General features: G+C 65.8%; 10 protein-coding genes. 4 read left to right on the top strand and 6 right to left on the bottom strand.

What is annotated here, in order from left to right; genetic code table 11:
- The 3 genes from recO (at position 1) to Sp245p_RS21300 (ending at position 4,584) form a co-directional block, all read left to right on the top strand.
- A complete protein-coding gene (gene recO / locus Sp245p_RS21290; RefSeq protein WP_014198293.1) occupies positions 1 to 723 on the top strand; it encodes a DNA repair protein RecO in 723 nt (240 codons plus the stop codon).
- Between the two features lie 18 nt (positions 724 to 741).
- Entirely contained in the window at positions 742 to 3,012 is a 2,271-nt protein-coding gene (gene parC, locus Sp245p_RS21295; RefSeq protein WP_109138821.1) for a DNA topoisomerase IV subunit A, read from the top strand.
- A 474-nt stretch (positions 3,013 to 3,486) separates the two neighbouring features.
- Positions 3,487 to 4,584 carry a TRAP transporter substrate-binding protein gene (locus Sp245p_RS21300; RefSeq protein ID WP_014198296.1) on the top strand — a complete coding sequence of 366 codons (1,098 nt, stop codon included), beginning with the start codon at positions 3,487 to 3,489 and terminating at the stop codon, positions 4,582 to 4,584.
- 107 nt (positions 4,585 to 4,691) lie between these two features.
- Here Sp245p_RS21300 and Sp245p_RS21305 read toward each other — a convergent pair whose 3' ends face one another.
- From Sp245p_RS21305 to Sp245p_RS21330, 6 genes are all read right to left on the bottom strand, one after another.
- Positions 4,692 to 6,203 (bottom strand): TRAP transporter large permease, encoded by a 1,512-nt coding sequence (locus tag Sp245p_RS21305; RefSeq protein WP_014198297.1) that lies wholly within the window; start codon positions 6,201 to 6,203, stop codon positions 4,692 to 4,694.
- 20 nt (positions 6,204 to 6,223) lie between these two features.
- Positions 6,224 to 6,763 carry a TRAP transporter small permease subunit gene (locus Sp245p_RS21310; RefSeq protein WP_014198298.1) on the bottom strand — a complete coding sequence of 180 codons (540 nt, stop codon included), beginning with the start codon at positions 6,761 to 6,763 and terminating at the stop codon, positions 6,224 to 6,226.
- Positions 6,764 to 7,004: 241 nt separating this feature from the next.
- On the bottom strand, positions 7,005 to 7,745 hold the full coding sequence (locus tag Sp245p_RS21315; RefSeq protein ID WP_014198299.1) for an arginyltransferase: 741 nt from the start codon (positions 7,743 to 7,745) through the stop codon (positions 7,005 to 7,007).
- 80 nt (positions 7,746 to 7,825) lie between these two features.
- Positions 7,826 to 8,803: an alpha-E domain-containing protein gene (locus Sp245p_RS21320; RefSeq protein WP_014198300.1), complete on the bottom strand. Its 978-nt coding sequence runs from the start codon at positions 8,801 to 8,803 to the stop codon at positions 7,826 to 7,828.
- The gene (locus Sp245p_RS21325) at positions 8,800 to 10,266 is read right to left on the bottom strand and encodes a circularly permuted type 2 ATP-grasp protein (RefSeq protein WP_014198301.1); all 1,467 of its coding nucleotides are present in this window, start codon (positions 10,264 to 10,266) and stop codon (positions 8,800 to 8,802) included. The genes Sp245p_RS21320 and Sp245p_RS21325 overlap by 4 nt, the downstream gene beginning before the upstream one ends.
- A gap of 231 nt (positions 10,267 to 10,497) precedes the next feature.
- Entirely contained in the window at positions 10,498 to 11,556 is a 1,059-nt protein-coding gene (locus Sp245p_RS21330; protein WP_014198302.1) for a flagellar motor protein MotB, read from the bottom strand.
- Between the two features lie 228 nt (positions 11,557 to 11,784).
- On the opposite strand from Sp245p_RS21330, the gene Sp245p_RS21335 reads away from it, so the two are divergent.
- Positions 11,785 to 12,264, top strand: coding sequence for a flavin reductase family protein (locus tag Sp245p_RS21335; protein ID WP_014198303.1), 480 nt, complete (start codon positions 11,785 to 11,787; stop codon positions 12,262 to 12,264).
- The last annotated feature ends 9 nt before the right edge of the window (positions 12,265 to 12,273 follow it).

A 12,273-nucleotide genomic window follows, 5' to 3' on the forward strand; every position in this document is an offset into this window, starting at 1 on the left:
ATGGAGTGGTCCGATCAGGGCGTCGTGCTGTCGGCCCGGCCGCATGGCGAGACCTCGGCGGTCGTCACCCTGCTGACGCGGGACCACGGGCGGCACGCCGGCATGGTGATGGGCGGGCGGTCCAGCCGCACACGGGCGGCGCTGGAGCCCGGCACGCTGGTGTCGGCGCGCTGGCGCGGGCGCCTGCCGGAGCATCTGGGCAACCTGACGCTGGAGGTGGTGCAGGGCTATTCCGCCGCCTTTCTCGATGATCCGTTGCGACTCGCGACCCTGACCGCCGCCTGCGCGCTGGCCGAGGCCGCCCTGCCGGAGCACCAGCCGCACCCGGCGCTGTTCGACGGGCTTCTGGCGCTGTTCGGCCTGCTGGGCGGCGACGCCTGGGCCGAGTCCTACGTGCGGTGGGAGGTCGGGTTGCTGGCGGAACTCGGATTCGGGCTGGATCTCGACCGTTGCGCGGTCACCGGAGCCAACGATTACCTCGCCTATGTCAGCCCGCGCACCGGGCGCGCGGTGTCGGCCTCCGCCGGGGAACCCTACCGCGACCGGCTGTTGCCGCTGCCCGGATTCCTGATCGGTCTGGGCGGCGGCGGGCCGCAGGCGGTGGCGGAGGGACTGCGTCTGACCGGTCATTTCCTGGAGCGCCATCTGCTCAACGGACCGCTGCCGCCCGCAAGGCTGCGATTAAGAGAACGTTACGAGAACACGGTGGCGCGCCGCCGCTAGATTTGGTATCCACACGCCATGACGTCCCGAGACCCTGCCCAAGACCCCGTCCTCGACATCCAGGAGAAGCCGCTCCGCGACGCGCTGAGCGAGCGGTACCTGAGCTACGCGCTCTCCACCATCATGGCGCGGTCGCTGCCCGACGTGCGCGATGGGCTGAAGCCGGTGCACCGGCGCCTGCTCTACGCCATGAGCCAGCTGCGGCTCGACCCCTCGACGCCGCCGAAGAAGTCGGCGCGCGTGGTCGGCGACGTGATCGGCAAGTTCCACCCGCACGGCGACACCTCCGTCTACGACGCGCTGGTCCGTCTGGCGCAGGACTTCGCGGTGCGCTACCCGCTGGTGGACGGGCAGGGGAACTTCGGCAACATCGACGGCGACAACGCCGCGGCCATGCGCTACACCGAGGCGCGCCTGACCGACGTCGCCAAGGCCCTGCTGGAAGGCATCGACGAGGACGCGGTCGATTTCCGCCCGACCTACGACGGCGACGGGGACGAGCCGGCGGTCCTGCCCGCCAACTTCCCCAACCTGCTGGCCAACGGCTCCAGCGGCATCGCCGTCGGCATGGCGACCAACATCCCGCCGCACAACGCCGCCCAGCTCTGCTCCGCCCTGCGTCTGGTGCTGAAGCACAAGCTGGACTGCGTCAAGGCGGCGCTGGCCGGCAAGGAGAAGCCGGCCCCGACCAAGATCGAGGATCTGGTCACCCTGATCTCCGGCCCCGACTTCCCGACCGGCGGCGTGCTGGTCGAGCCGCGGGCCAACGTGGTCGAGGCCTACCGCACCGGCCGCGGCTCCTTCCGCCTGCGCGCCAAGTGGGAGGTGGAGAAGCTGGGGCAGGGCACCTGGCAGGTCGTCGTCACCGAGATGCCCTATCAGGTGCAGAAGGCCCGGCTGGTCGAGAAGATCGCCGAGCTTCTGACCAACCGCAAGCTGCTGCTTCTGGAGGACGTGCGCGACGAGTCGGCGGAGGATGTGCGCCTCGTCCTCGTGCCGAAGAGCCGCAACGTCGACCCCGAGGTCCTGATGGCCTCGCTGTTCCAGACGACCGATCTGGAAATCCGCTTCGCCATGAACATGAACGTGCTGGACAAGGACAACGTCCCGCGCGTCATGAATCTGTTCGAGGTGCTCGACGCCTTCCTCGACCACCGGATGGAGGTGTTGGAGCGGCGGTCCCGCCACCGGCTGGCCAAGATCGACCACCGGCTGGAGGTCCTGGGCGGCTACCTGATCGCCTATCTGAACCTGGATGAGGTCATCCGCATCATCCGCGAGGAGGACGAGCCCAAGCAGGAGCTGATGCGCGCCTTCTCCCTGACCGAGGTGCAGGCCGAGGCCATCCTCAACATGCGGCTGCGCAACCTGCGCAAGCTTGAGGAGATGGAGATCCAGCGCGAGAACGACGCGCTGACCGCCGAGAGGACCGGTCTGACCGAGCTGCTGTCGGACGAGAGCCTGCGCTGGAAGACCATCGGCAAGGAGACGGAGGAGACGCGCAAGCGCTTCGGCGAGGACCGCCGCACGCTGGTCGCCGAGGCCACCGCCGTCATCGATATCCCCGTCGACGCCATGGTGGAGCGCGAGCCGCTGACCGTGCTGTGTTCGCAGAAGGGATGGATTCGCGCGGTGCGCGGCCATCTGACCGACGCCGAACGCCTCGACGTGAAGTACAAGGAAGGCGACAAGGAAGGCTTCTGGGTCCATTGCGAGACCACCGACAAGCTCCTCGTCTTCGGCACCAACGGCAAATTCTACACGCTGTCCGCCGACAAGCTGCCGCGCGGGCGCGGCTTCGGCGAGCCGGTGCGGCTGATGATCGATCTCGGCAACGAGGCGGACATCATCACCCTGTTCAAGCACCAGCCCGACCGCCGTTTGCTGGTCGCGTCGGAGGACGGGCGCGGCTTCCAGGTCGAGGAGAACGAGGTCGTCGCCCACACCCGCTCCGGCAAGCAGGTCCTCAACCCCGACGACAACAAGGACGCCAAGATCTGCATCCCGGCGGAGGGCGACCATGTGGCCGTCATCGGCAACAACCGCCTGCTGCTGGTCTTCCCGCTGGAGCAGGTGCCGGTGATGGCCCGCGGCAAGGGCGTGCAGCTTCAGAAGTACAAGGACGGCAGCCTGTCCGACCTGAAGGTCTTCACCATCGCCGAGGGGCTGAGCTGGAAACACGGCGAGCGGCAGTTCAACGTCACCAACCTGACCGGCTGGCTGGGCAACCGCGCCGGCGTGGGCAAGATGCCGCCCAACGGCTTCCCCAAGGTGAACCGCTTCACGTAAGACGGCCGTTTCCCGGACCCATACACCTAACGTTGCGCGCAAACGGGGGGCCTTTGGCCCCCCGTTTCACTTTTGGCGGAATTTTCGACGGAAAATTCCCGAATTGGTAGGGTCGAGCCATGCTCGGACTTGAAGTCTGCCCCGCGATTCCGGCATAGTGATCGTATCAAAATGAACTCGGTGCCACCGACCGAAGGAGTGCCCCGAAGGGGGCGCCAGGGGCCGGAGGAACACCGGGCGACAGGGAGGCACGCGCATGGTCACCACAGATCCGTGTGAAGGCACAGCGGCGGCACGGGGGCCCATCGGCTCCGGCAGCTCCGGTCCGTGATCCGCACGGTGACGTCGATCCGGCGTTGCCAGACAACTTCCTAAAAACCAACAGCCTTTCGGTTCGCACGCCGCGCCCCCTTTGCGGGGGCGGGAACGGCGGTGTGCGCCCACGCCGGGACGAGAGGACCCAAGGAGACCGCCATGAAACGCCGTACCTTCATCACCAGCGCCGGTGTCGGTGTCGCCGCCAGCACGTTGGCCGCCCCCGCCATCGCGCAGAGCAACCCCGAGATCAAGTGGCGCTGCGCGTCAAGCTTTCCCAAGAGCCTGGACACCATCTACGGCGGGGCCGAGCGGGTGGCCAAGCGCGTCGCCGAGATGACCGAGGGCAAGTTCCAGATCCGCACCTTCGCCAGCGGCGAGATCGTCCCCGGCCTGCAGGTGCTGGACGCCGTGAAGGACGGCACCGTGGAGTGCGGCCACACCGTCTCCTATTATTACGTCGGCAAGGACCCGACCTTCGCCTTCGACGCGGCGATGCCCTTCGGCCTGAACGCGCGCCAGCAGAACGCCTGGATGACCCATGGCGGCGGCATGGAGCTGATGCGCGAGTTCTTCAAGGGCTACAACATCGTCCAGTTCGCGGCGGGCAACACCGGCACCCAGATGGGCGGCTGGTTCCGCAACGAGCTGAAGACGGTGGAGGATCTGAAGGGTCTGAAGTTCCGCATCGGCGGCTACGCCGGCACCATCCTGCAGCGCCTGGGCGTCGTGCCGCAGCAGATCGCCGGCGGCGACATCTACCCGGCGCTGGAAAAGGGCACGATCGACGCGGCGGAGTGGGTCGGCCCCTACGACGACGAGAAGCTCGGCTTCAACAAGGTCGCCAAATACTACTACTACCCCGGCTGGTGGGAGGGCGGACCGCAGGTGTCCTTCCTCGTCAGTCTGCCGCAGTGGGAGCAGCTTCCCAAGCATTACCAAGCGATTCTCGAAGCGGCCTGCGCCGACGCGACCGCCGACATGGTCGGCAAGTACGACGTGGTGAACATGCATGCGCTGAAGCGTCTGGTCGGCGCCGGCACGGTGCTGAAGCCCTACCCGCGCGACATCCTGCAGGCCTGCTATCAGGCGACCTTCGACGTCTACGAGGAGGAAGCCGCGAAGAACGAGAAGTTCCGCAAGGTCTATGAGCAGTGGCGCAAGTTCCGCGACGAGGAATACCTGTGGTTCCGCGTCGCCGAGAACACCTTCGACAACTTCGTCTACTCGGCCCCGACGCCGAAGAAGAAATCCTGAAAGAACACCGAACACGAAAAAGCCCCGCGGAAGCGGGGCTTTTTTGTTGCCGATACGCGGGTGGGCTTTCCGGTTCCTCCCCCGCTGGGCGGAGGAGGAGGGAGCGGTTACTTGCCCTGCAACTGCCGCATGAGGTCGGCGTTGGGGTCCTCGGCGGGCTGTTCCGGCGCGCCGAAGGGCGGCGGCGGTTCGCCCGAATCGAAGGCCGGGATCTCGATCTTCACGTTGTCCAGATCAATCGGCTCGCCGCGGTCCAGACCGGAGAAGACCATCTCCGGGAACATGATGACCAGCGCCACCATGATCAGCTGGATGCAGACGAACGGCACAGCGCCCCAATAGATCTGGCCGGTGGTGATCTTCTTGATGATCTTCCCAGTGATCTTGTCCTTGTAATCCTCCCGTGGAGCGACGCTTCGCAGGAAGAACAGGGCGAAACCGAAGGGCGGATGCATGAAGGAGGTCTGCATGTTGACGCCCAGCAGGACGCCGAACCAGATCAGGTCGATGCCCAGCTTTTCCGCGACCGGGGCGAGCAGCGGCACGATGATGAAGGCCAGCTCGAAGAAGTCGAGGAAGAAGGCGAGCAGGAAGACCATGATGTTGACGACGATCAGGAAGCCCAGTTCGCCGCCCGGCAGGCTGGTCAGCAGATGCTCCACCCACAAGTCGCCGTTGACGGCGCGGAACACCAGACCGAAGACCGTCGAGCCGATCAGGATGAAGATGACGAAGGAGGACAGCTTCGCCGTCGTGTCCATCGCCTGACGCATCAGCGACCAGCTCAGCTGCCGCTTCATGAGCGCCAGGATCATGGCGCCCGCGGCACCCATGGCGCCGCCTTCCGTCGGCGTCGCGATGCCGATGAAGATGGTGCCCAGCACCAGGAAGATCAGGACCAGCGGCGGCACCAGCGAGGTCAGCACCCGGAACAGCAGCTGGAAGCCGCGCAGGGAGCGGGCCTCCGGCGGCAGGGCCGGGGTGAATTCGGGGCGGACGATGCTGACGACCAGGATGTAGCCGGCGTAGAGACCGGTCAGCACCAAGCCGGGGACCAGGGCGCCGGCGTACATGTCGCCGACCGAGCGACCGAGCTGGTCGGCCAGGATGATCAGCACCAGCGACGGCGGGATGATCTGGGCCAGCGTGCCCGACGCCGCGATGACGCCCGACGCCAGACGCCGGTCATAGCCGTAGCGCAGCATGATCGGCAGCGAGATCAGGCCCATCGAGATGACCGACGCGGCCACCACGCCGGTCGTCGCGGCGAGCAGCGCGCCGACGAAGATCACCGCGTAGGCCAGACCGCCGCGCAGCGGACCGAAGAGCTGCCCGACCGTGTCGAGCAAGTCTTCGGCCATGCCGGATCGTTCGAGGATCAGCCCCATGAAGGTGAAGAAGGGAATGGCCAGCAGCGTGTCGTTGCGCATGATGCCGAAGACACGCTCCGGCAGCGCCTGGAACAGGGCCGGGGTCAGCAGACCCAGTTCGATGCCGATCAGACCGAAGAGGAGGCCGTTCGCGGCGAGCGCGAAGGCGACCGGGAAACCCATCAGAAGGAAAAGAACAAGCGCCGCGAACATCAGCGGCGCCATGTTCTCAATGAGGAAGGCGGCCATCGTGTGTGGTCCCCGGTCTCTTAGGAGTGGCTGTGCATCTTCTCGCCGGGCTGGTCAATCAGACCGGCCAGGAAGGCGATGCGTTTGATCAGCTCGGACACCGCCTGCATGGTCAGCAGGAAGAAACCGGCGGGAACCAGGATCTTGGCCGGCCAGCGGATCAGGCCGCCGGCGTCGCTCGACATTTCCTTGGTGATGAAGCTGTCCCAGAACATCGGCCAGGAGAGCCACATGATCAGGATGGCCATCGGGAACAGGAAGAAGAGGATCCCGAAGATGTCCACCATGCACTGGACGCGCCTTGAGAAGCGGCCGAGCACGATGTCGATGCGGATGTGTTCGTTGCGCAGGAACGTGTAGCCCGAGCACAACAGGAAAATCGCGGAGAACAGGTACCATTGCAGCTCAAGCCAGGCGTTGGAGCTGTAATGGAGGCTGTAGCGGATGACGGCATTGCCGGAACTGACGATCACGGCGACCAGCACCAGCCAATAGACGAGCTTGCCGATGCCGTCGTTGACAGCATCGATCAGCCCGCTGATTCGGAGCAGGAACCTCAACGGAGAGCCTCCCTGTTGGTTTGGGACGGGTGTATCCCCGTCCGTTCCTTTTGTTGCCCTGTGAACGGTGGCGCTGGGCGCCGGTTCAATCTTTTATGGTAACACCATGGGGTGTTTGCTGCGGCAATATTCCGCAGGAGGCCCCGGCAGCGCAAGAGCTTGAAAGCCTTTATACGTGATTGCCCCAATAGTCTCCGATCACGAGCAATCCGGGATCGCGAGCAATCCGGACGACGGCCCGTCAGTCAGTCGGATCGTTGGGCAGACGGAACCAGCCGTCGCGGCCCAGCGCCTCCAGGGGGCGGAACTTGGCCTTGTAGGCCATCTTGCGGCTCTGGGCGATCCAATAGCCGAGATAGACGTAGGGCAGCCCGTCCGCCTGGGCGCGCTCCAGCAGGCTGAGGATCATGAAGCTGCCCAGGCTGCGGCGGTCCTGGCGGGGGTCGTAGAAGCTGTAGACCGCGGAATAGCCGTCGGTCAGCCGGTCGGTCAGCATGCAGCCGACCAGCCGTCCTTCCGCGTCGCGGGCTTCGAACAGGCTGGTATCCGCCCGCCCTTCGTCGATCATGGCGGCGAAGTCGGCCATGGCCATGCGCGCCATGTCGGATTCGCCGTGGCGGGAGTTCTGGTAGAGCGAGAACAGCCGGTACTGCTCCGTCGTGGCGGCGGCGGGCGCCTCCGCCAGAGTCAGGTCGCTGTTGGCCCGGCGGACGCGCTTTTGCGACCGGGTGGGCGCGAAGGAGCCCACCGGGATGCGGACCGGGACGCAGGCTTGGCAGTTCGGGCAGACCGGCCGGTAGACGATGTCGTGGCTGCGCCGGAAGCCGGCGCGCGACAGGGTGGAGTTGACCTCCGCCGAATAGGGGCCCAGCAGCCGGGTGAACAGCTTGCGCTCCACCCGTCCCGGCAGATAGGGGCAGGGCATCGGCCCGGACCGGAAGAACTGCTGGAGCGGGCGGAGTTGCGGCTGGATGACCGACATCGGGCTGGCTGACTTCTGAATAACCGGCCCGTGGGTCGGCTGTTGGGGTTCGGCGGCTGGAAGAGGATGCTGAACGGAGGTTATTGGGATTGGCTCTGGGTCATGGGGACGGTGTCCTGGCCGAAGAAGGCGCGTCCGATCTCGGTGGTGATGCCGCAGAGCTGGGCCTGCACGCCGTCCAGATACTCGTGCAGGCCGAGCTGGATCACTTCCTCGATCGGGCGTGCCAGAAGCGCGCCGAGCAATTCGTCCACCTTCTCCATCGCGTCACTGCCGTTGCGCAGGGTGTAACGGGACTTCAAACGGGTCAAGAGGCCGTCGATCTGTCGCACACACATCACAACGGAGCGTGGGAACCCCTCGTTGAACATCATGAAGCCGGCGACCGTGGTGGGCGACATGCCGCGCGGGTAGACGCGCCGGAAGGCGTGGTACCCGGCGGCGGAGCGCAGCACCGTCGTCCACTGGCTCATGTCCAGCGTGGAGCCGACCGCGACGGGGGAGGGCAGCAGCGTGTGGTACTTGATGTCGAGCAAGCGCGTCGTCTGGTCCGCCCGCTCGATGTATTTGCCGAGCTGGTAGAAGTACCAGCCCTGGTCGCGGTAGAAGGTGCCCTCGGTGATGCCGGTGTGGGTCTGGCACTCCTCCTTGATCCAGGTGCAGACCTTGGACAGGTTGGGCAGGGCCACGTCCTTGCCGTTCATCTCCACCAGCTTGTTGTGGAACACGTTGATCTGCGTCCACATCTCGGTGGAGATCCAGGGACGCAGGACGCGGGCGTTCTCCCGCGCCATGCGCAGCATGGACACCAGCGAGTTCGTGTTCTGGGTGTCGAACATGTAGTAATGGACCACCGCTTCCGCCGTGGGGCGGTCGTGGCGGCTGAAGAAGTCCTTCTCGTCGGCGTTGAGCTGGACGATGGAGAACCAGTTGGTCATCCCCCGCGTGTCGCGCGCGAAGGTCTCATGCACGTCCAGGATCCGGGCGAGATTCTCGGCGCGCTCCATGTAGCGCGCCATCCAGAAAATGCATTCGGCGTAACGGGCCAGCAGATTCACGACGCGCTCCCTTCCTGTGACCCATCCTGGAGAACCCCGTCCTGGAGAACCCAGGTGTCCTTGGACCCGCCGCCTTGCGACGAGTTGACGATCAGCGTGCCCTTCTTCAGCGCCACGCGGGTCAGACCGCCGGGCAGCACCCAGGTGTTCTTGCCCGTGATGGCGAAGGGGCGCAGATCGACGTGGCGGGGGTCGATCCCGTCGTCGGTCACCGTGGGGCAGACCGACAGGTCGACCACCGGCTGGCTGATGTAGTTGGACGGATCGGCCAGCAGCTTGGCCCGGCAATCCGCCAACTCTTCCTTGCTGGCGCGCGGGCCGATGGTGATGCCGTAGCCGCCGGCCTCGCCGACCGGCTTCACCACCAGCTTGTCCAGGTTGTCCAGCGTGTATTGCAGCGCGTCGGCCTCGCGGCAGATGCGCGTGTCCACGTTGGGGATGATCGCCTCCTGGTCCAGGTAGTATTTGATCATCCGCGGGACGTAGCAGTAGATCGCCTTGTCGTCCGCCACGCCGGTGCCGACGGCGTTGGCCAGCGCCACGTTGCCCTTGCGGTAGGCCTCCATGATGCCCGGCACGCCCAGCATGCTGTCCGGGTTGAAGGCCTTGGGGTCGAGGAAGGCGTCGTCGATGCGGCGGTAGATCGAGTCGACCCGCGCCAGACCGTTGGTGGTCTTCATGTAGACGCGGTCGTTCTCCACCACCAGATCGCGGCCCTCGACCAGCGGCACGCCCATCTCGCGCGCCAGGAAGATGTGCTCGAAATAAGCGGAGTTGTAGGAGCCGGGCGACAGCAGCACGACCTGCGGGTCGGCCACGTCCTGCGGCGCGATCTCCATCATCGCGTCGAGCAGCTTGTGCCCGTAATTGTCCACCGGACGGATGCCGATGTCCTGCATCAGGTCGGGGAACACGCGCTGCATCATGTGGCGGTTCTCGACCACGTAGGACACGCCGGACGGCACGCGCCCGTTGTCCTCCAGCACGCGGAACGTGCCCTCGCGGTCGCGGACCAAGTCCGTGCCCATGATGTGGATGTAGGTGTCGAACGGCACGTCCAGCCCGACCATCTGCGGCCGGAAACAGCCGTTGCCCAGCACGAGGTCGGCGGGGATCACGCCGTCCTTCAGGATCTTCTGGTCGTGGTAGATGTCGTGGAGGAACAGGTTCAGCGCGGTGACGCGCTGGGTGATTCCCGCCTCCAGATGCGCCCATTCCTTGGCCGAGATCACCCGGGGAATGATGTCGAAGGGAAGAATCCGGTCCACCGCGTCCTTGTTCGAATAAACAAGGAAGGTGATGCCCAGATTGTACAGTTCACGTTCGGCGTCTTGCGACCGCCTCAACAAATCCCCGAAGTTCAGACCGGCCAGTCTCTGCCGGATCAGCGCCGAGTGCTCGGCTGGATAATCACGGCCTCCGAACAATTCGTCGTAGTAAAGGCCGGGATCATAGTTCGTCAAAAGGTCATTCGCCTTGCCTTCGGGTACGCTCACAGACTCCCCCGCAGCTAACGCCCTTGATTGACCGATGCCGTGTGGCAATGGTGTCTGACGCGAAGTATGAACCATCGCTTCGCCTTTTGAACAGGGCAAACATTCCCCGCGTTGTGCGGCGCATCGACAAAACAAGAAGGGGTACGTTCAAAGGCAAGGAACTAACGCCTTGGTACCAACGCCTCATCGGCTTTGGTATCAATTCGTGGCGGCGGGTGCGGTGGTGGTCTTGCTTTCGCGCAGCAGAACCATGCTGATGCGGCGGTTGCGCGGGCTGCCCGGCTGGTCGGGCACGAGGAGATCGCGGTCGGCGCGGCCGATCACGTCCTGGACGCGCTCCTCCGGGATGCCGCCGGCGATCAGGGCGCGGCGCGTGGCGTTGGCGCGTTCGGTGGACAGGTCCCAGTTGTCGCGCCCGGCCCCGGAGGTGAAGGGAATGCCGTCGGTGTGGCCGCTGATCGACAGCTTGTTGGGCAGCTTGGCGAGCGCCTTGGCCACCTGCATGACGAGCTGGCGGGTCTGCGGGTACATCTGGCCCGACCCGCCGGGGAACATCGAGACGCGGTCCTGGTCGACGATCTGGATGCGCAGGCCCTCGGGCGTCTGGTCGATCATCAGGTTCTGGGCCAGCGGCTCCAGCTCCGGCACGGATTGGATGGCCTGGCGGATTTCGGTGGCGGCCTGCTGGAACTGGCGGGCCTCCTTCTGGGCGTCCTGCAGCTTCTCGCCGCCTTCCTTCACCCGCTCCGCGAAGTCGGACAGCCGTTCGCCCGGCTTCTGGCCGGGGATGCCGAGTTGCTTGGCCTGCTCCTCCAGCCGCTTCTGGTAGTCGAGCCGCGACTCGTTGGATTTCTGCTCGGCGGGGGAGGAGGGGGGCGGGGCGGCGTCGGTCGGGTCGTTCGCCTCGTCGTCCTCCTGGGTCGAATGGCCGGGCGGCCCGGAGACCGGGACGTCGGCGGACATCGGGGAGGAGGGGGAGATCTGGGCGCCCGGCGCGGTGATGGTGCGCCCGCCCAGCATGCCGCCGGACCCGGAACTTTCGCGGCTGACCGAGGTGGGCGAGAAATAATCCGCGATTCCCTTGCGCTGGTCCGACGTGGTGACGTTGAGCAGCCACAGCAGCAGGAAAAAGGCCATCATCGCCGTCACGAAGTCGGCATAGGCGACTTTCCAGGCGCCGCCATGGTGGCCGCCATGGCCGCCCTTCTTCTTCTTGATGATGATCGGCTGTTCGCCGCCGGACGGGTTCGCTGACATGAAGCCTTGCTGAATGGGGCCTTGTGGTCGGGAATTCGCGGTCCGTGCGGACGCCCGAAGGGTGGACCCTCATCCTTAAGATCCATTTAATGTGGCGGAGGGCGACATCCGGCCGCTTCCGGACGGGTCGCGGCAGATGCGACTTGCACCGACGGTCCGGCTGGGTTAATCCCGCAGTTTCGCCGCAGCACCCTCGCCCCAATAACCGACGAGCCCACACAGGCCGCCATGACCTTTGATTCTCGGGCTTTCCGCAACGCCCTCGGATGCTTCCCCACCGGCATCGCCGTGGTCACCACCGTCGCACCGGACGGCGAGCCGATCGGCGTGACTGTGAACTCCTTCTCGTCGGTGTCGCTCGACCCGCCGCTGGTGCAGTTCTGCCTGGGCCGGGCGGCCATGTCGTTCGAGGCCTTCACCACCGCGCCGTCCTTCGCGGTGAACATCCTGGCCGAAGGGCAGGCGGAACTGTCCAACCGCTTCTCGCGCCGCGACCTGCAGGAACGCTGGGACGGGGTGGAGGTGGAGCGCTGGGACAGCGGCGTGCCGATCCTCACCGGCTGCCTCGCCAGCCTGGAGTGCGACCGGGAGCATGTCTATGACGGTGGCGACCACGTCATCATCGTGGGCCGCGTCCGCCGTCTGTCGGGCAGCGAGGACGGGAAGCCGCTACTCTACTTCCGTGGCGCCTACGCGCAGCTTCCCTGAATGACCGCG

It is taken from the genome of Azospirillum baldaniorum (assembly GCF_003119195.2).
GTDB classification, from domain to species: domain Bacteria; phylum Pseudomonadota; class Alphaproteobacteria; order Azospirillales; family Azospirillaceae; genus Azospirillum; species Azospirillum baldaniorum.